Genomic DNA, 19,292 nt, shown 5'->3' with positions numbered 1-19,292 from the left:
GCTTTGCAGTTGTCTGCCTCTTAGCGATCTGGCGTCCGTCCGGGGATCGAGTGTGGGCCACCAGGTGCCTGGCGACGAGGGTGTCAGAAATTTTGTGTTCGGGCATACCATGAGTAAGAGGTGCATGCATGCCAACCAAAAAGAAACCGCTTCGAGAGTTACCGAAGGTCCCGAAAGAGCTGCTTGAACAGTTTTCCGCAACCCCACTGATGACCGCAGAGGCTATCGAAGAGGCTTCTGCCGCCTTCAAGAAAGCGTTGATCGAGCGGGCCCTGAACGCCGAACTTGGCCATCACCTGGGCTATCCTCCGGGCGCGCAGCGCCCAGAGGATGAGACCAACCAGCGCAATGGCACGAGTGGCAAGACAGTGCTGACAGGCGATGGCCCGCTACGGCTGGATATCCCTCGGGACCGTGACGGCAGCTTCTCGCCCATTCTGATCCCCAAGCATGAGCGCCGTTACACCGGATTCGATGACAAAATCATCGCCATGTACGCCCGTGGAATGACGGTCAGAGAGATCCGGGCCTTCCTGTCCGAGCAGTATGGAACCGACGTTTCACCCGATTTCATCAGCTCTGTGACAGACGAGGTCATGGAAGAGATTGGCGCGTGGCAACAGCGGCCACTGGAGCCGATGTACCCGGTCATTTTCTTCGATGCGCTGCGGGTGAAGATCCGCGAAGAAGGTCTGGTTCGCAACAAGGCCATTTACTTGGCCCTGGGCGTTCTCCCCGACGGGACGCGCGATATCCTGGGCATCTGGATCGAGAACACCGAGGGTGCGAAGTTCTGGATGAAGGTCTTTAACGACCTCAAGAAGCGTGGCGTCGAAGATGTGCTGATTGCCGTGACCGATGGCCTCAAAGGCATGCCAGAGGCCCTCAGCGCAGTGTTTCCAGAAACGACGCTGCAGACGTGCATCGTGCACCTGATCCGCAACAGCCTCGACTACGCGGCCTGGGACAAGCGGCGGGCTCTGGCCAAGGAGCTGAAGCCGATTTACCAAGCCATCAATGCCGAAGCGGCTGAGCAAGCACTCGATGAGTTTGAGAACGGGCCGTGGGGCGAGAAATATCCGACGGTGGTGGCTGCTTGGCGACGGGCTTGGGATCGCGTGATTCCATTCTTTGTTTTCCCGCCCGCCATCCGAAAGGTGATCTATACCACCAACGCCATCGAGAGCATCAATGCCCAGCTACGCAAGGTCATCAAGACTCGCGGACATTTCCCGAATGATGATGCAGCGACCAAACTGATTTGGCTGGGATTGCGCAACATCACAGCCAATTGGGGAAAACCGGCCCATGACTGGAAAAGCGCGATGAATCAATTTGCGATTCTGTATGGAGATCGGTTCATCAGGCCAACCTGGTGAGAATCAGGGCCTGCCTAGCGGCAGGCCATTACCGGCCCGCACACAAAAAATCTGACAGTCCCCTGGCGACAGGTCTGCAGCGCCTATGAGATCGAGCGCCGCCCGCGCGGCGCATCGCTGGCAAGCCAGCTCCCACAACTGTTTCGGGCCAGTTACTCCTGTGACTACATCGCTGTACGCCTTTTTGGCCCGACTCGATTTCGAAGTGGGCGCTGAAGGCCCTGCGCCTGACTTGAGACATGCACCAAGGCGGGCAGCAGTACCCTCACAGGCATAATTGGCCCAAAACAAATGTGGGAGCTGCGGTTCGCCGCTGCGACTTGCCAGCGATGCGCCGCTCGGGCGGCGCTCGATCTTGAGAGCGCTGCAAAAACACCGCCAGGCACCTGGTGGCCTTCACCTATTCTCCCGCCAGGCACCTGGCAGCCCTCACCCACTCTCCCGATCAGCCACTTGCGCCCTATCCAACACCGGGCACCGCGCCCGGTGCAGATTCAACGCCGTATTGATAATCCCGATATGGCTGAACGCCTGCGGGATATTCCCCAGTGTCGCGAAAGGGCTGCGCAGGCCGTGGTTACAGCAATGACTTACGCATGAATACCCGCTCAAACCCATCCTGCGCAGCCCGATGCGTCTCGTGATAGCCCAACCGGGCATAGATCTCGATGTTTTCGGTCATCCGCTCATGGGTATAGAGCCGGATGGTTTCACACCCGGCGGCGCAGGCATGTGCCTCGCAGAAGTCCATCAGCATCCGCCCGATGCCCTGCCCTTTGCACGCGGGCAAAACCGCGACGTTCACCAACAGCAGCTCACGCTCTTCCCGGCGCATGACCAGTAGCCCGACGATGCGCGAGGCCAGCGTGGCAACAAACACATCGTCCTCGTGCACGACCTGCTGGTAATCGTCGAGCATCGGTGCCGGTTCGCGACCAATTCTGGCGATGTAAGGGCTGTAGGCTTCGCTGACCAGCGCCGCGATGGCGTCGGCATCCTCTACTACGGCCTGTCGCAGGGTGATGGCGTTCATTCTTCCACCGTTGGCCAGAGCACCGCCTGGGCGGCAATCACGTGGCCCAGGTTGGCATCGAAGGTGACGCTGGGCGAACCATGCAGCTTGTAGCCCAAGGCGAGCAGCTGCGAAATGCGCTGGCAGAAGCTGGCGTCGTCCTTGCCGGTGATCAGGCGGTAGACCGGCAGGCCGTCGGGGGGCGATGAAGTCATTGGGCAGTCCTCTTCGATGCGGGTGTCGATGTGCACGGGGGCGGCCATCATGTCATAGCGATCTGGCGCTCGTCTTCGGATTGAGTCTGGGCTACCTGATGCCTGGCGATAGATCTTCAGCGCCCTCGAGATCGAGCGCCGCCCGCGCGGCGCATCGCTGGCAAGTCGCAGCGGCGAACCGCAGCTCCCACATCTGTTTCGGGCCAATTACTCCTGCATGTTCATCACTGTCCGCCTTGTTGGTACGACGCGGTTTCAGTGTGGGCATTGCCGCCGCCCCACATGTTTCAAGGCATGCACCAAGGCAGGCGCCGGTACTTCCACAGGAGTAACTGGCCCGAAACAAACTGTGGGAGCTGGCTTGCCAGCGATGCGCCGCGCGGGCGGCGCTCGATCTCATAGGCGCTGCAAAAACAACGGCAGGCACCTGGTAGCCCTCACCCACTATCCCGACCCTCCCTATGCGCCCTATCCCGCACCGGACACCGCGCCCGGTGCAGATTCAACGCCGTATTGATAATCCCGATATGGCTGAACGCCTGCGGAAAATTCCCCAGCATCCGCTTACCCACCGGGTCGTACTGCTCGGCCAGCAGCCCGACGTCATTGCACAACCCAGTCAACCGCTCAAACAGCATTTGCGCATCCTGCTGGCGCCCGAGCAGCACATACACATCCGCCAGCCAGAACGAACACACCAGGAACGTGCCCTCCCCCGGCGTCAGGCCATCGCTGCAGCTGTCGCTGTCGTAGCGCAGCAGCAGGCCGTTGCGCAGCAGGCGCTGTTCGACCTGCTCAAGGGTGCGCAGAAAGCGCGGATCATCCGCCGGCAAAAAACCGGTCAGGGCAATCTGCAGCAGGCTGGCGTCCAGCTCGGTCGAGCCATAGGCCTGCACGAAGTGCTGCCCGCCGGGGTCCAGGCCACGCACGCAGACCTCAGCGCGGATCTGCTCGGCAACGCGTCGGTAATGCCTGCCTCGCTCGCGGTCTTCCTCGGTGGTCTCGGCCAGGCTGGCGGCGCGGTCGAAGGCGACCCAGGCCATGACCTTGGAATGCACGAAATGCTGACGGCCGCCGCGCACCTCCCACAGCCCTTCGTCAGGCTCGCGCCAGATGCTTTCCACGTAGGGCAGGATCAGCCTGGCGATGGCGGAGCTGCGCGGATGGCGTGGCAGGCCGCCCTTGATGGCCTGGGTCATGGCGTCGGCGAGTTCGCCGTAGATATCGAGCTGCAACTGCTCGGAGGCGGCATTGCCGACGCGCACCGGCCGGGAGTGCTCGTAGCCCGCCAGCCAGGGCAAGCTGAACTCGGGTAGGTCACGCTCCCCCGCCAGGCCGTACATGATCTGCATCTGCTCGGGGTTGCCGGCCACCGAACGCAGCAACCATTCGCGCCAGGCCTGGGCTTCGTCGAAGTAACCGAGGTTCATCAGGGCCAGCAAGGTCATGGTGGCGTCACGCAGCCAGCAGTAGCGGTAGTCCCAATTGCGCTCGCCCCCCACGCGCTCGGGCAGCGAGGTGGTGACGGCGGCGACCATGCCGCCGGTGGGCGCATAGGTCATGGCCTTGAGCGTCAGCAGCGAGCGGCGCACCAGATGGGTGTAGGGGCCGACGTCCGGGCAGCGGGCGGCGAAGGCCTGCCATTGGGCGATGGTCTGTTGCAGATCATGATCGACATCGCACCCGGGCTGCACGGCCAGGTGCGAGGGCTGGTGGCAAAGGCTGAACACCTGACGCTCGCCAGTGCCCACGCGAAAACGCGCAACGCTGTGATGGTCCTGGCCATGGGCTTCGACGCTGCTGCGCAATATCAGACGGTCGGGGCCGGCCACCGCGCTGAGGGTCAGCGGGTCGAGCTTTTCCACCCAGGGCACGCTGCGGCCGTAGTCGAAGCGCAGCACCAGGTCCATCTCGAACGCGGCTTCGCCCGCCAGGCCTTCGACGATGCGCACGATGGTGTTGCTGTCACCCAGGGGCATGCAGTCGAGCACTCGGGCACGGCCGCTGGCGGTGGTCCAGTGGGTTTCCAGCACCAGGGTGTCGTCGAGGTAGCGGCGTGTGCAGTGTTCCACCGGGTCACTGGGGGCGATGCGCCAGCGGCCGTTTTCTTCGTTGCCCAGCAATGCCGCGAACACGGCCGGGGCGTCGAAGCGTGGCAGGCACAGCCAGTCGATGGCACCGTCGCGGCTGACCAGCGCGGCGCTGCGGCAGTTGCCGATGAGGGCGTAGTCTTCGATGAGGGCAGGCATCGGGGCTCCTTTGGCGGGTGGGCCTGAGGTTGGATGCCTGGTGGGCGCTAGTCGTTCCGCCTAAGTCGGCCTCATCGCGGGGCAAGCCCGCTCCCACGCTTTGGACCACCCCCAAGGCTTAAATTGGTGTCCAACTTCTTGGGGGCAGCCCACTTTCGTGGGAGCGGGCTTGCCCCGCGATGAGGCCAGTGCAGGCAACCATCAACCCAAGTTGTGCCACTCGCGCTTGTCGCGGGTCAGCAGCTCGTTGCCTGCCTCCGGGCCATCCTCCCCGGCCGCATAGCCATGCACCTCACCCGCCTCGTTGGCCCAGGCATCGAGAAACGGCTGCACCGCGCGCCAGCCGTTCTCGATGTTGTCGGCACGCTGGAACAGGGTCTGGTCACCCGTCAGGCAGTCGTAGATCAAGGTCTCGTAACCGGTCGCCGGGGTCATCTTGAAGAAGTCCTTGTAGGCAAACCCCAGCTCGACGTTTTCCATGACCAGCTCCGGACCGGGCCGCTTGGCCTGCAGGTCGAACCACATGCCTTCGTTGGGCTGGATCTGGATCTTCAGGTAGTTGGGCTTGGGCCGCTCCAGCTCGCTTTCGCGGAACTGCGCATAAGGCGCGGGCTTGAAGCAGATGGCGATCTCGGTGTCGCGCACACTCATGCGCTTGCCGGTGCGCAGGTAGAACGGCACGCCGGCCCAGCGCCAGTTGTCGATCATCACTTTAAGGGCGACGTAGGTCTCGGTCTGGCTGTCTTTGCCAACATTGGGCTCGTCGCGGTAACCGGCCAGCGGCTTGCGCCCCTGTTTGCCGCTGGTGTACTGGCCACGCACCGAATTTTTCAGTGCCATCTTCGTCGTCCACGGGCGGATGGCGCCGATCACCTTGGCCTTCTCGCCACGCACCGCATCGGCGCCAAAGGCGGCCGGCGGCTCCATGGCGACCATCGCCAGCAGCTGGAACAGGTGGTTGGGCACCATGTCGCGCAGGGCGCCGGTGCTGTCATAGAAGGCGCCGCGGGTCTCGACGCCGACAGTCTCGGCCGCTGTGATCTGCACGTGGTCGATGTAATGGTTGTTCCAGAACGACTCGAACAGGCCATTGGAAAAACGGCTGACCAGGATGTTCTGCACCGTCTCCTTGCCCAGGTAATGGTCGATGCGGTAGATCTGCCGCTCGCTCATCACCTTCAGCAGGCGAGCGTTCAGCGCTTCGGCGCTGGCCAGGTCGGTGCCGAAGGGCTTCTCCACCACCACCCGGCGGAAGCCCCCGGCAGACTCGTCGAGCAGGCCGGCATCGCCCAGGCGCTGGGCCACTTCCGGGAAGAAGCGCGGCGAGGTGGCCAGGTAGAAGATGGCATTGCCGTGGCTGGTCTTGTCGATGCGTTTGGCCAAGGCCTGGTAAGTCGCCGGGTCGAGGAAGTCGCCGGTCTGGTAGTCCAGGCGCTTGGCCAGGCGCGCCCAGAGCTTGTCGTCCAGGCAGCGCTCGCTGCCTTCGCGGCCTTGGTCACGCTCCAGCATGAAGGCATGCAGGCGCTCGGCGAACGCTTCGGCGGTGGCCGCATTGTGATCGACCCCGACGATGCGCAGGTTGCGGTCCAGCAGGCCATCTCGGCTCAGGTTGTACAGCGCCGGCATCAGCAGGCGCTTGACCAAGTCGCCGTTGGCGCCGAACAGGAACAGGGTGCAGGGTGGAGCGGCAGGGATGTTTGGTTTGGTCATTCGCCTTTCTTCTCGACGTGGCCACCGAAGCCCAGGCGCATGGCCGAGAGGATCTTGTCACCGTAAGTACCCTGCTGCTGGCGCGAGCGGAAGCGGGCGAACAGCGCGCTGGACAGCACCGGCACCGGCACTGCCTGCTCCACGGCGGCATCGATGGTCCAACGCCCTTCGCCACTGTCAGACACCGAACCGCTGAACGCGGACAACTGTGGGTCGGCGACCAGGGCGTCGGCGGTCAGGTCCAGCAGCCAGGAGGTGACCACGCTGCCACGGCGCCACACTTCGGCGATCTCGGTCAGGTTGAGGTCGAAGCGCTGGTCTTCGGGCAGTTCGTCGCCGCCCTTGCTGCGCAGCAGGTCGAAGCCTTCGGCGTAGGCCTGCATAAGGCCGTACTCGATGCCGTTGTGCACCATCTTCACGTAGTGGCCGGCGCCCGGTGGGCCGGCGTGGATGTAGCCATGCTCGGCGCGCTCGTGCTCACCGCTGCGCCCGTGAGTGCGGGGGATGTCGCCGACGCCGGGGGCCAGGGCCTTGAACAGCGGTTCCAGGCGCTCGAACACCTCCTTCTCGCCACCGATCATCATGCAGTAGCCGCGGTCCAGGCCCCACACGCCACCGGAGGTGCCCACGTCCAGGTAATGCAGGCCACGCTTGGCCAGCTCGGCCGCGCGGTGCATGTCGTCTTTATAGAACGTGTTGCCGCCGTCGATGATCGCATCGCCCGGCTCCAGCAGTTCGGCCAGTTGGGCGATGGTCTGCTCGGTGGGCTCGCCCGCCGGCAGCATGACCCACACCGCGCGCGGCGCCTTGAGCTTCTGCACCAGCGCACCAAGGTCGTGAGCCCCTTGCGCGCCCTCGCCCTCAAGCCCAGTGATCGCTTCACGGTTGCGGTCATGCACCACGGTGCGGTGGCCGGCGCGCATCAGCCGCCTTGCGATATTGCCGCCCATGCGGCCCAGCCCGACGATTCCCAGTTGCATGTGGTGACGCTCCCGTTAGAAATGGATTACAGCCGTTAAGGATTTCAGATTAGTCCAGCGTACCCGCAGAGGGTTCACCGACGAACGGCGAGACCACGATAAACAAAAAAGTTCCCATGGCCAGGGAAAGAATTCAGAATGCGCGCCGCGTGAAGCGACTACGCTTTGATTTGTCACCAGCCAGCCCTGCGAGGTGTGCTCATGGGTACCCTGATGCCTGCTACTCCCACCCAGACCCTCTACGTGTCCGTACGCCGTGATGAACTGCGCCAGCTGAAGGACGAACGTGACCAGCTGCGCCAGCAAGTGGCGCACTTGAACCAACTGCTAGAACAGGCCCGCCTGCAAGGCAAGCCCGCCAGCCTCTGAGTCACCGCCCCTGCGCAGGGAGCCAAGCGGCTCCCCGCCCTGCCCGTTTTCACCTCCCGCCCTACCCGCCGACCAGGCACCTCCCTACCTGTACAAATTTTGTAACACCCGCCAACGTTTGCGGGGACGAACGGTCATCATAAAAATGACCAGCAAGTCACAAGAATGTCGTTTCGTCCCCTACACTCCAGATTCGGCCCGCGTTTTGCTCGGAAAAAGTGACGTAAAAAAGTCGAACTTTCCGAAATGCGGGCAGGTCAGGAGCTAAGTAGGCCAACGCAAAGGGACTTCCTCACGCCAGGCCCACCCACCCCCACCCGCCTACACGCTTTTCGGCCGGATTGCCGAGCGTGCCGTGCCTGCGCGCACCGATATCGGGCAAGGACCGCACTACGAAGATGCACTACCGATCAGAGAGAACCAGCACGAAATAACGCAACGGGTGCCCGCACCCGCAAAAACAAGGGACGGAGAGAAGTATGATCAGTGCCGCTGTCGAACCTCACGTAGATGCATTCAAATCGGATAGCCGCGAGCCGCTGCCACCCAGCCTCGCCCCGACAGTCAAGGCACCCGGCGCCCAGCGCCAGCACAACCCCAACAAGCGCAAGGTCCTGTTCGTCACCTCGGAAATCGCCGACCTGGTCAAGACCGGCGGCCTGGGCGACGTGTCCGCCGCCCTGCCACGGGCTCTGGCCCACCTGCACGATGTGCGGGTGCTGATCCCCGGCTACCCCCAGGTGATGGAGAGCGACAACCCCATCCATATCGTCGGTGAACTGGGCGGCCACGCGGCACTGCCACCGTGCAAGATCGGCCGCATGGACCTGGCCGACGGCCTGGTGATCTATGTGCTGATCTGCCCCGAGCTGTACCAGCGCGAAGGCACTCCCTACGGCGCCAACAACGGCCGCGACTGGCCGGACAACCATATTCGCTTCGCCCGCCTGGGCCTGGCCGCCGCAGAAATTGCCGCCGGTGAAGGCATGGCCCACTGGCGCCCCGACCTGGTGCACGCCCACGACTGGCCGGCCGGCCTGGCCCCGGCCTACATGCACTGGCGTGGGCTGAGCACCCCGACCCTGTTCACCATCCACAACCTGGCCTACCAGGGCGTTTACAGCCGCGCCTGCAGCCCGGAGTTGGCGATCCCCGACCACGCCATGCAACAGGAAGGCATGGAGTTCTACGGCAAGCTGTCGTTCCTCAAGGCGGGCCTGGCCTACTCCAGCCACATCACCACGGTGAGCGCCACCTACGCCCGGGAAATCACCACCCCCGAGTTCGGCTGCGGCCTCGACGGATTCCTTGCCAGCAAGGCCCAGCAAGGCTTGCTCGGCGGCATCCCCAACGGCATCGACGAGAGCTGGGATTCGGCCACCGACGGGCACCTGGTGCACAACTTCAGCCTCAATGACTGGGACGGCAAGGCGCGCAACACCCAGCAGGTACGCGAGCTGTTCGGCCTGGACGCGTCCAAGGGGCCGCTGTTCGCCGTGGTCTCGCGGCTGGTCTACCAGAAAGGCCTGGACCTGACCCTGGGCGTGGCCGACTACATCGTCGAGCAAGGCGGCCAGATCGCCATCATCGGCCGTGGCGAGCCCGAGGAAGAACAGGCCATGCGCGAGCTGGCACTGCGTCACCCGGGCCGCATCGGCGTGCGCATCGGCTTCAACGAAACTGATGCCCGACGGATGTTCGCCGGCAGCGATTTTCTGCTGATGCCATCGCGCTATGAGCCGTGCGGCCTGAGCCAGATGTACGCGCAACGCTTCGGTTCGCTGCCGGTGGCGCGCAATACCGGCGGGCTGGCCGACACCATCGAGAACGGCGTCACCGGGTTCCTGTTCGACGACTCGACCCTGGACAGCTACCGCGAAGCGCTGAGCCGCGCCTTCTACGTGTATGGCAAGAAGCACCTGCTCAACGCCATGCGCTGCCTGTCGATGACCCAGCCCTTCAACTGGTGCCAGGCGGTGGAACCCTACGCGCGGCTGTATGAGGACCTGGTCAAGCAGACCCAGATCGCCCACTACTGAGCGGAGAGCGGACGATGCACAGGCATGGCGCGCAGGTAGTGGACGCCACGTCGGCGCGCTTTGCCCTCTGGGCGCCGGATGCGCGCAGCGTGAGCGTGGAAGTCGAGCGGCAGCCCGCCGTTGAGCTGTCGCCCGTTGATGACGGTTGGTACGTCGGCGTTGCCCCGTGCCAGGCAGGTGAGCGGTATCAATTGCTTATCGACCGGCAGCTCAAGGTGGCCGACCCGGCTTCGCGCTATCAGCCCGAGGGCGTGCAGGGGCCGAGCGAGCTGGTGGACCTTGCCGGCTATCCGTGGCAACACCCCTGGCAGGGCCGCCCGTGGCACGAGGCGGTGATCCAGGAGTTGCACGTGGGCCTGCTCGGCGGTTACCGCGGCGTGGCCGAGGCGCTACCACGCCTGGCCACGCTGGGCATCAGCGCCATCGAGCTGATGCCGCTGGGCCAGTTCCCCGGTGAACGTAACTGGGGCTATGACGGCGTGCTGCCGTTCGCCCCACAGCACAGCTACGGCACGCCGCAGGAGCTGTGCGCACTGATCGACCAAGCCCACGGCCACCGCCTGATGGTGCTGGTGGACGTGGTCTACAACCACTTCGGCCCGGACGGCAACTACCTGCACCAGTACGCCAGCCCGTTCTTTCGCCAGGACCGGCAGACACCCTGGGGCGCGGCCATCGACTTTCGCAGGCCAGCGGTGCGCGAGTACTTCATCCAGAACGCGCTGATGTGGCTGTGCGACTACCGCTGCGACGGCCTGCGCCTGGATGCGGTGCACGCCATCGACCAGCCGGATTTCCTCGTCGAACTGGCGCAGCGGGTGCGCGCGGCGGTAGCGCCGGGCCGGCAGATCTGGCTGGTGCTGGAAAACGAACACAACCAGGCCGCGCTGTTGGAGCAGGGCTTCGACGCCCAGTGGAACGACGACGGCCACAACGCCTTGCACGTACTGCTGACGGGCGAAACCGAGGGCTACTACGCCGACTACCAGCAGCGGCCGATCGAGCAGCTGGCACGCTGCCTGGCCGAAGGCTTCGTGTTCCAGGGCCAGGCCAACCGCCATGGCACGCCACGGGGCGAACCCAGCGGCCACCTTGCGCCCAGCGCGTTCGTGCTGTTTTTGCAGAACCACGACCAGGTCGGCAACCGCGCACTGGGCGAGCGCCTTACCCGCCTTTGCCCGCCGCAGGCCCTGCGCGCGGCCACCGGGCTGTTGCTGCTGGCGCCGATGATCCCGCTGCTGTTCATGGGCGACGACGACGGCAGCTGCAAGCCGTTCCTGTTTTTCACCGACTTCCACGACGCGCTGGCCGATGCCGTGCGCGAGGGCCGGCGTGGTGAGTTCGCCCACTTCGACGCCTTCGCCGACCCCGCCAGGCGCGCACAGATCCCCGACCCCAACGCCGAAACCACCTTCGAACGTTCCCGGCCGCAGCCAAAGGACGTGCTGGCCGGCTGGCACGGCCTTTATCAGCAGCTGCTCGACCTGCGTAAACGCCACCTCATCCCGCACCTGCCCGGCACCCGCGCACTCGGCACCGAGGTGCTGGGCGACAAGGCGCTCACTGCGCGCTGGCGCCTGGGCAACGGCCAGCAGCTGCGTATCGACCTCAACCTCGGCGCCCAGCCCCAGGCCGCGCAACTGCCGCCCCAAGCGCTGCGCCTGTACGACAGCAGCGACAACGCCCACCCCGACTCGACACTCGCCGCGTACAGCTGCGTGGTCAGCCTGCTGCCCCCCGAACCGGAGACGCCATGAGCGAACAGCCCCTGCACCGCCTGGCCGCCCGCGTCGGCCTTGCCCGCGACTGGATCGACGCCAACAACCGCCCGCAGCAGGTCAGCGACGAGGTGCTGCGCCGTGTATTGCAAGCCCTTGGCCACCCCGCTGACAACGACCAGGCCATCGCCAGCAGCCTGCGCCTGGTCGAACAGGCCGAAGACAGCGAACACCTGCCGCCGCTGCTGACCGTCGATGTCGACCAGCCCCTCGGCCTGCAACGCTGGTTCAGCGCCGGCAGCCACGTGCACTGCACCTTGGAGGACGCCAGCCAGCGCACACTGGTGCTGGACACCCAGGCACGCCTGCAGGGCGGGCTGCCGACCGGCTATCACCGGTTGGCCATCGATGGCCGCACCTTCACCCTCGCCGTGGCGCCGCAGCGCTGCCAGGCGCTCGAAGATGCCATCGGCGAACCGCCACCGCGCTGCTGGGGCCTGGCGGTGCAGTTGTACAGCCTGCGCCGCCCCGACGATGGCGGCTATGGCGACTGCCTGGCGCTGGAACAGCTGGCGCGCAGTGCCGCCGAGCGCGGCGCCGATGCCCTGGCGATCAGCCCGATGCACGCGCTGTCGGCCTTCGACCAACAGCACTTCAGCCCCTATTCACCGTCCAGCCGGCTGTTGCTCAACGCACTGTACGCCAGCCCCGCAGCCCTGCTGGGCGAACGCGCCGTGCGCATGGCGATCGAGGCCTGCGGGCTTGCGCAGACACTGGAAGACCTGCAGCAACAGCCGCTGGTGGACTGGCCACGCGCCGCCAAGGCCCAACAGCGTTTGCTGGAAGCGCTATACCAGGATTTCAGCCAGGGCGACCACCCGCTGCGCGCAGACTTCGCCAGTTTCCGCGAGGCCGGCGGCGAACGGCTCGAACACCATTGCCGTTTCGAAGTGCTGCAAAGCGAGGCGGTGGACCAGGGCCTGGGCGCCGATTGGCGCAACTGGCCAAAAGCCTGGCACGACCCCTATCACCCGGAAGTCGAAGCCTTCGCCGCCGCCTACCCGGCCCGTGTCGAATTCCACGCGTTCTGCCAGTGGCTCAGCGAACGCAGCCTGCAACGCGCCCAGGACGCGGCACGCAGCAACGGCATGGCGATCGGCCTGATCGCCGACCTGGCGGTGGGCGCCGACGGCGCCGGCAGCCAGGCCTGGAGCCGCCAGGACGAGCTGCTGGCCGACCTCAAGGTCGGCGCGCCGCCCGACATCCTCAACCGTGCGGGGCAGGACTGGGGCATCTGCGCCTTCTCCCCCGAAGGGCTCAAGCGCAACGGCTACCGCGCCTTCATCGAGATGCTGCGAGCCAACCTGGCCCACGCCGGCGGCCTGCGTATCGACCATGTGATGGGCCTGCGCCGGCTGTGGCTGATCCCCCGTGGCGCCACTGCCCGCGAGGGCGCCTACCTCAACTACCCGCTCGACGACCTGCTGCGCCTGCTGGCCCTGGAATCGGTACGGCACCGGGCGATCATCCTTGGCGAGGACCTGGGCACCGTGCCCGAAGGCCTGCGCGAGCGCCTGGCGGCCAAGGCCGTGCTGGGCATGCGCGTGCTGCCCTTCGAGCAGGATGCGCCCGGGCACTTCAAGCCGATCCTCGACTGGCCGGACAACGCCCTGGCCACCACCGGCACCCATGACCTGGCGCCGCTGGCCGGCTGGCTGCAAGCCCGTGACATCGACTGGCACAACCGCCTGCAACTGATCGACGCCACCACCGAAGGGCACTGGCGCGATAGCCGGGCGCTGGAGCGCGACGGCCTGCGCCGCACCCTGGAGCACAACTACGGCCCGTTGGCGGACGACAGCGCATTGATTGACGCGGCGATCCGTTACGTCGGCCACACCCGCGCCCCCTTGGTGCTGGTGCCACTGGAAGACCTGCTGGGCTGCGACGAGCAACCCAACCTGCCCGGCACCACCGCTGGCCACCCCAACTGGCGGCGCCGCTTCAAGGCCACCGCCCTCGGGCTGCTCGACGACGAGGACGCAGCGCGGCGCCTGGAGCTGTTGGCCCAGGCCCGCGAACAAGCCTGGGAGCGTGATCGATGAAGGCGCTGACCGCCACCCTGCGCCTGCAGCTGCACAGCGACTTCACCCTGGATGACGCGACGCCGTTGGTGCCCTACTTCGCCCAGCTCGGCATTAGCCACGTGTACGCCTCGCCGATCCTCACTGCCCGTGCAGGCTCGCGCCACGGCTACGACGTGGTCGACCCGACCCGGGTCAACCCCGAGCTGGGCGGCGAGGCCGCGCTGGAGCGCCTGGTGGCCGCCTTGCGCCAGCACGGCATGGGCCTGATCCTCGACACGGTGTCCAACCACATGGCCGTGGGCGGCGCCGACAACCCCTGGTGGCAGAGCCTGCTGGCCTGGGGCCGGCGCAGCCCCTATGCAGAGTTCTTCGATATCCAGTGGCACTCCAGCGACCCGCTGCTGGCCGGGCAACTGCTGTTGCCGTTCCTCGGCAGCGACTATGGCGTGGCGCTGCTCAACGGTGACATGCCCCTGACCTTCGACGCCGAGCATGGCCGGTTCGAGGTCGCCCATCACGAGCATCGTTTCCCGATCTGCCCGCTGGACTACGAGCGCATTCTCGGCCGTGCCGAAGACCCACGGTTGCAGGCCCTGGCGCAACACTTCAGTGCTCTGCAGGAGGCCGCCGAACCGCTGGCCGACGCCGTGGCGCTGCACCGCGACCTGGCCCTGGTGGTCAGCGCCGGGGCCAGCCTCGAAGCCGCCCTGGCCGCCTTCGACAGCCGCACCGAAGCCGGCTTCAAGCGCCTGCACCAGTTGCTGGAGCGCCAGACCTATCGCCTGGCCAACTGGCGCACCGCCGCCGACGACATCAACTGGCGCCGCTTTTTCGACATCAATGAACTAGGCGGCCTGCGGGTGGAGCGTGCGGTGGTGTTCGAAGCCACCCACGCCAAGCTGTTCGAGCTGATCGAGCGCGGGCTGGTGGATGGCTTGCGCATCGACCATATCGACGGCCTGGCCGACCCGCGCCGTTACTGCCGCAACCTGCGCCGGCGGGTCGACGGGTTGCTGGCGCGCCGGCCGCTGCAGGCGGGCGTGGAGCACTTCCCGATCTACGTCGAGAAAATCCTCGGCGCCGATGAACACCTGCACCGCGACTGGCTCACCGATGGCACCACCGGCTACGAGTTCATGAACCAGGTCTCGCTGCTGCAACACGACCCGGCGGGCGAAGCACCGCTGACCGAGCTGTGGAGCACCGTCAGCGAACGGCCGGCATTTGCCGAGGAAGTGCGCCAGGCTCGCCACCTGGTGCTCAACGCCGGCCTGGCCGGCGACTGCGAGTCGGTGGCCCTGGCCTTGCTGCAGGTGGCCCGCGACGACCTGATGACCCGTGACCTCACCCTCGGTGCCATCCGCCGCGCGCTGCAGGCGCTGGCCGAGCACTACCCGGTGTACCGCACCTACATAAACGCCTGTGGCCGCCCGGCCGAGGACGAGGGGTTCTTCCAGCAAGCCCTCGCTGACGCCCGCCAGTCACTGGGCGAGGCCGACTGGCCGCTGCTCGAGCACCTGGCGCAGTGGCTCGGCGGCCAGCCCTGGCGGCGCCTGCCCCCGGGCCGACCACGCAAGCACCTGCGTCACGCCTGCGTGCGCTTCCAGCAGCTGACCGCGCCAACCGCCGCCAAGGCCGTGGAAGACACCGCCTTCTACCGCAGCGCCCGGCTGTTGTCGCGCAACGATGTGGGCTTCGAGGCCGAGCGTTTCAGTGCCGCCCCTGAATGGTTTCACACGCAAGCCCAGCGCCGCCTGCGCGACTTCCCCGACAACCTGCTGGCCACCGCCACCCACGATCACAAGCGTGGCGAAGACTGCCGGGCGCGCCTGGCGGTGCTCAGCGAGCGCGGGGCCTGGCTGGCCAGCCGGGTGGAGCACTGGCGCGAACTGGCAGCGCCGCTGCGCGAGGCATTGGAGGATGGCGCCGCGCCCGGCCCGGGCGATGAGCTGCTGCTGTGGCAGACCCTGCTCGGCAGCTGGCCGCTGGCGCTCGACCTGCATGACGCCAACGCACTGCGCCACTACGCCGAGCGCATCGGCGGTTGGCAACAGAAGGCCCTGCGCGAGGCCAAGCTGCGCAGCAGCTGGGCGGCGCCGAACGAGGCTTATGAACAGGCCTGCGCCGCCTATGTGAACGGCCTGCTGCTGGACGCGCAGAACCAGCAGCTGCGCCAGTCGCTGCACGAGGCGGCGCGGCAGATCGCCTGCCCCGGCGCGCTGAACAGCCTGGTGCAATGCCTGCTGCGCATGACCACGCCGGGCGTGCCCGACCTGTACCAGGGCAACGAGTACTGGGACTTCAGCCTGGTCGACCCGGACAATCGGCGCCCGGTGGACTACGCTGCAAGGCGTGCCAGCCTGGACGCCAGCACGCCCCTGGCCGAACTGCTCGGCCACTGGCAGGACGGGCGCATCAAGCAGGCACTGATCGCCCGGCTGCTGGACTGTCGCATGAGCCATCCCGAACTGTTCCGGGGTGGCGCCTACCTGCCGCTGAACGTGCAGGGGCGCCACGCCGACAAGGTGCTGGCCTTCGCCCGACTGGGCGAGGAGCAGCGCGCCATCGTTGTCGCACCACGGCTTGCCAGCAGCTTGCTGGGTAACGCCACAACCCCATTGATCCCGGCACAGAACTGGGACGATACGCGGCTGATCCTGCCGTTTGCCTTGTCGCCTGCCAACTGCTCGGGACTTTTCGGTGGCGGTGCTGTCAGCCCTTCAAAGGAGCTGAAGTTGAGCACCGTACTGATGGAGTTCCCGGTCAATGTGTTGATTGATCATGCCTAACTGCATTCAGGAGCGTCGTGATGAGTGTCGAAGAAAAACGTGTTCGCGAATTCGCCTATCAAATCTGGGAATCGGAGGGCAAGCCGGAGGGCCAGGAAATCCGCCACTGGGAGATGGCCCGCAAGCTGGCCGAGGCTGAAGCGTTAGCGCCCAAGGCCGCGCCGCGCAAGAAGGCGGCGGCCAAGCCGAAGGCGGCGGTGGCTGCAGAAAAGCCAGTGGCGGCGAAGAAGCCAAAGGCAGTGAAAAAGCCTGCTGCAGGCTGAGTGCTGTGCCGGCCTCTTCGCGGGTAAACCCGCTCCCACAGGATCATCATTAGCCTTGGGTGTGCTTGGGTGTGTTGGAGAACCTGTGCTCCAACAGGATCACCATTAGCCTTGGGTGAGATGGAGAACCTGTGGGAGCGGGTTTACCCGCGAAAGAGCCGGCACCGATCCTCTGATGGATCCCCCTCCCCCGCACCACGAGGACTGCCATGAGCCCCCGCACCCCGAAGAAAACCCGCTCCGTCGCCCCATCGCGCATCCGCGAAGGCATGCCCTTCCCACTGGGCGCCACCTGGGACGGCCTGGGGGTCAACTTCGCCCTGTTCTCGGCCAACGCCAGCAAAGTCGAACTGTGCCTGTTCGATTCAACCGGCGAACAGGAGCTCGAGCGCATCGAGCTGCCCGAGTACACCGACGAGATCTACCACGGCTACCTGCCCGATGCACACCCTGGCCTGGTCTACGGCTACCGCGTGCATGGCCCGTATGAACCGCAGAACGGCCACCGTTTCAATCCCAACAAACTGCTGATCGACCCCTATGCCAAGCAACTGGTTGGCACACTGAAATGGTCCGAGGCCCTGTTCGGCTACACCATCGGCCACCCCGACGACGACCTGTCGTTCGACGAGCGCGACAGCGCGCCTTTCGTGCCCAAATGCAAGGTCATCGACCCAGCGTTCACCTGGGGCCGCGACCAACGTGTGCAGATCCCCTGGGAGCGCACCATCATCTACGAGGCGCACGCCCGCGGCATCAGCATGCGCCACCCGGCGGTGCCCGAGGCGCTGCGCGGCACCTTCGCGGGCCTGGCCAACGACGAACTGCTCGGGCACATCAAGGCGCTTGGGGTATCGAGCATCGAGCTGCTGCCGATCCATGCCTTCGTCAACGACCAGCACCTGCTCGACAAGGGCCTGAACAACTACTGGGGCTACAACAGCATCGCCTTCTTCGCCCCGCACCCGCGCTACCTGGCCAGCGGCAAGATCGCCGAGTTCAAGGAGATGGTCGCGCACCTGCACGACGCCGGGCTGGAAGTGATTCTGGACGTGGTCTACAACCACACCGCCGAGGGCAACGAGCGCGGCCCGACCCTGTCGATGCGCGGCATCGACAACGCCTCGTACTACCGCCTCATGCCCGACGACAAGCGCTTCTACATCAACGATTCCGGCACCGGCAACACCCTCGACCTGAGCCATCCGTGCGTGCTGCAACTGGTCACCGACTCGCTGCGCTACTGGGCGGGCGAGATGCACGTGGACGGTTTTCGCTTTGATCTTGCGACCATCCTCGGCCGCTACCACGATGGCTACAGCGAACGCCACGGCTTCCTCGTGGCCTGCCGCCAGGACCCGATGCTCAGCCAGGTCAAGCTGATCGCCGAACCCTGGGATTGTGGCCCCGGCGGCTACCAGGTGGGCAACTTCGCCCCCGGCTGGGCGGAGTGGAACGACCGTTTCCGCGACACCGTGCGCAGTTTCTGGAAAGGCGACGAAGGCATGCTCGCCGACTTCGCCGCGCGCATCACAGCCTCCGGCGACCTGTTCAACAACCGTGGCCGGCGGCCCTACGCCTCGGTCAACTTCGTCACCGCCCACGACGGCTTCACCCTGCGCGACCTGGTGTCGTACAACGACAAGCACAACGAGGACAACGACGAGAACAACCAGGACGGCACCAACAACAACCTGTCGTGGAACTGCGGCGTCGAAGGCCCGACCGACGACCCGGCGATCAATGCCCTGCGCATGCGCCAGATGCGCAACTACTTCGCCACCCTGCTGCTGGCCCAGGGCACGCCGATGATTGTCGCTGGCGACGAGTTCAGCCGCACCCAGCATGGCAACAACAACGCTTATTGCCAGGACAGCGAGATCGGCTGGGTCAACTGGGAGCTGGACGAGGACGGCAAGGCCTTGCTGGCCTTCGTCAAACGCCTGACCCGCCTGCGCCTGGCCTACCCGATCCTGCGCCGCTCGCGCTTTCTGGTGGGTGACTACAACGAGGCGATCGGGGTCAAGGACGTCACTTGGCTGGCCCCGGACGGCAGCGAGATGACCGTGGAGCAGTGGGAAGACCCGCACGGGCGTTGCCTGGGCATGCTGATGGACGGCCGCGCCCAGGTCAGCGGCATTGCCCGGCCCGGGGCCGAGGCGACCTTGCTGCTGATCGTCAACGCCTACCACGACGTGGTGCCGTTCAAGCTGCCGGCGGTGCCGCAGGGCGAATACTGGAGCTGCCTGGTCGACACCGATCGACCGGAGCTGCGCAAGCCGCAGCATCTGCAGTTCGACACGGTGTTCGAGGTGCAGGGGCGTTCGTTGCTGTTGATGGCGTTGCAGCGGGAAGAGGACTGAACCTGGCAACGGACGGGCGGTCCTAATCCGTAGCCATGATCACCAAAATACCTGTGGGAGCGGGTTTACCCGCGAAGACCACACTACGGTGCATGGCACGGGCTACGCCCGTGTTCGCG

13 protein-coding genes are annotated in these 19,292 nt (G+C 65.7%); 8 read left to right on the top strand and 5 right to left on the bottom strand.

What is annotated here, in order from left to right:
- Nucleotides 1-128 precede the first annotated feature (128 nt).
- Nucleotides 129-1,379: an IS256 family transposase gene (locus LOY51_RS10280; RefSeq protein WP_125858773.1), complete on the top strand. Its 1,251-nt coding sequence runs from the start codon at nucleotides 129-131 to the stop codon at nucleotides 1,377-1,379.
- 577 nt (nucleotides 1,380-1,956) lie between these two features.
- Here the strand turns inward: LOY51_RS10280 and LOY51_RS10275 are convergent.
- From LOY51_RS10275 to gnd, 5 genes are all read right to left on the bottom strand, one after another.
- Nucleotides 1,957-2,412, bottom strand: coding sequence for a GNAT family N-acetyltransferase (locus LOY51_RS10275; protein WP_125858180.1), 456 nt, complete (start codon nucleotides 2,410-2,412; stop codon nucleotides 1,957-1,959).
- Complete coding sequence (locus tag LOY51_RS10270) at nucleotides 2,409-2,657, bottom strand: DUF1737 domain-containing protein (protein ID WP_309475590.1); 249 nt, start codon at nucleotides 2,655-2,657, stop codon at nucleotides 2,409-2,411. Before LOY51_RS10270 ends, LOY51_RS10275 begins: the two co-directional genes overlap by 4 nt.
- 386 nt (nucleotides 2,658-3,043) lie before the next feature.
- On the bottom strand, nucleotides 3,044-4,855 hold the full coding sequence (locus LOY51_RS10265; RefSeq protein WP_258646060.1) for a glycoside hydrolase family 15 protein: 1,812 nt from the start codon (nucleotides 4,853-4,855) through the stop codon (nucleotides 3,044-3,046).
- A gap of 201 nt (nucleotides 4,856-5,056) precedes the next feature.
- Complete coding sequence (gene zwf, locus LOY51_RS10260) at nucleotides 5,057-6,565, bottom strand: glucose-6-phosphate dehydrogenase (RefSeq protein WP_258646058.1); 1,509 nt, start codon at nucleotides 6,563-6,565, stop codon at nucleotides 5,057-5,059.
- On the bottom strand, nucleotides 6,562-7,545 hold the full coding sequence (gene gnd, locus LOY51_RS10255; protein WP_125858177.1) for a phosphogluconate dehydrogenase (NAD(+)-dependent, decarboxylating): 984 nt from the start codon (nucleotides 7,543-7,545) through the stop codon (nucleotides 6,562-6,564). The genes zwf and gnd overlap by 4 nt, the downstream gene beginning before the upstream one ends.
- 201 nt (nucleotides 7,546-7,746) lie before the next feature.
- Between gnd and LOY51_RS10250 the strand changes: the two genes are divergently transcribed.
- The 7 genes from LOY51_RS10250 to glgX all read left to right on the top strand — a co-directional run bounded on the left by LOY51_RS10250 (nucleotide 7,747) and on the right by glgX (nucleotide 19,173).
- Nucleotides 7,747-7,914 carry a DUF6026 family protein gene (locus LOY51_RS10250; RefSeq protein ID WP_167409825.1) on the top strand — a complete coding sequence of 56 codons (168 nt, stop codon included), beginning with the start codon at nucleotides 7,747-7,749 and terminating at the stop codon, nucleotides 7,912-7,914.
- Between the two features lie 479 nt (nucleotides 7,915-8,393).
- Nucleotides 8,394-9,953 (top strand): glycogen synthase GlgA, encoded by a 1,560-nt coding sequence (gene glgA / locus LOY51_RS10245; RefSeq protein WP_125858176.1) that lies wholly within the window; start codon nucleotides 8,394-8,396, stop codon nucleotides 9,951-9,953.
- 14 nt (nucleotides 9,954-9,967) lie between these two features.
- A complete protein-coding gene (gene treZ / locus LOY51_RS10240; RefSeq protein WP_258646057.1) occupies nucleotides 9,968-11,710 on the top strand; it encodes a malto-oligosyltrehalose trehalohydrolase in 1,743 nt (580 codons plus the stop codon).
- Entirely contained in the window at nucleotides 11,707-13,776 is a 2,070-nt protein-coding gene (gene malQ / locus LOY51_RS10235; protein WP_258646056.1) for a 4-alpha-glucanotransferase, read from the top strand. Before treZ ends, malQ begins: the two co-directional genes overlap by 4 nt.
- Nucleotides 13,773-16,547 carry a malto-oligosyltrehalose synthase gene (locus tag LOY51_RS10230; protein ID WP_258646054.1) on the top strand — a complete coding sequence of 925 codons (2,775 nt, stop codon included), beginning with the start codon at nucleotides 13,773-13,775 and terminating at the stop codon, nucleotides 16,545-16,547. The genes malQ and LOY51_RS10230 overlap by 4 nt, the downstream gene beginning before the upstream one ends.
- A 17-nt stretch (nucleotides 16,548-16,564) precedes the next feature.
- The gene (locus LOY51_RS10225; RefSeq protein WP_125463537.1) at nucleotides 16,565-16,810 is read left to right on the top strand and encodes a DUF2934 domain-containing protein; all 246 of its coding nucleotides are present in this window, start codon (nucleotides 16,565-16,567) and stop codon (nucleotides 16,808-16,810) included.
- A 209-nt stretch (nucleotides 16,811-17,019) separates the two neighbouring features.
- Nucleotides 17,020-19,173 (top strand): glycogen debranching protein GlgX, encoded by a 2,154-nt coding sequence (gene glgX / locus LOY51_RS10220; protein ID WP_258646051.1) that lies wholly within the window; start codon nucleotides 17,020-17,022, stop codon nucleotides 19,171-19,173.
- Nucleotides 19,174-19,292 lie beyond the last annotated feature (119 nt).

The sequence above is a fragment of the Pseudomonas sichuanensis genome (genome assembly GCF_024749065.1).
GTDB lineage: Bacteria > Pseudomonadota > Gammaproteobacteria > Pseudomonadales > Pseudomonadaceae > Aquipseudomonas > Aquipseudomonas sichuanensis.
The sequence above is the reverse complement of the archived record's forward strand: the minus strand, read 5'-3'. Positions and strand labels throughout refer to the sequence as shown.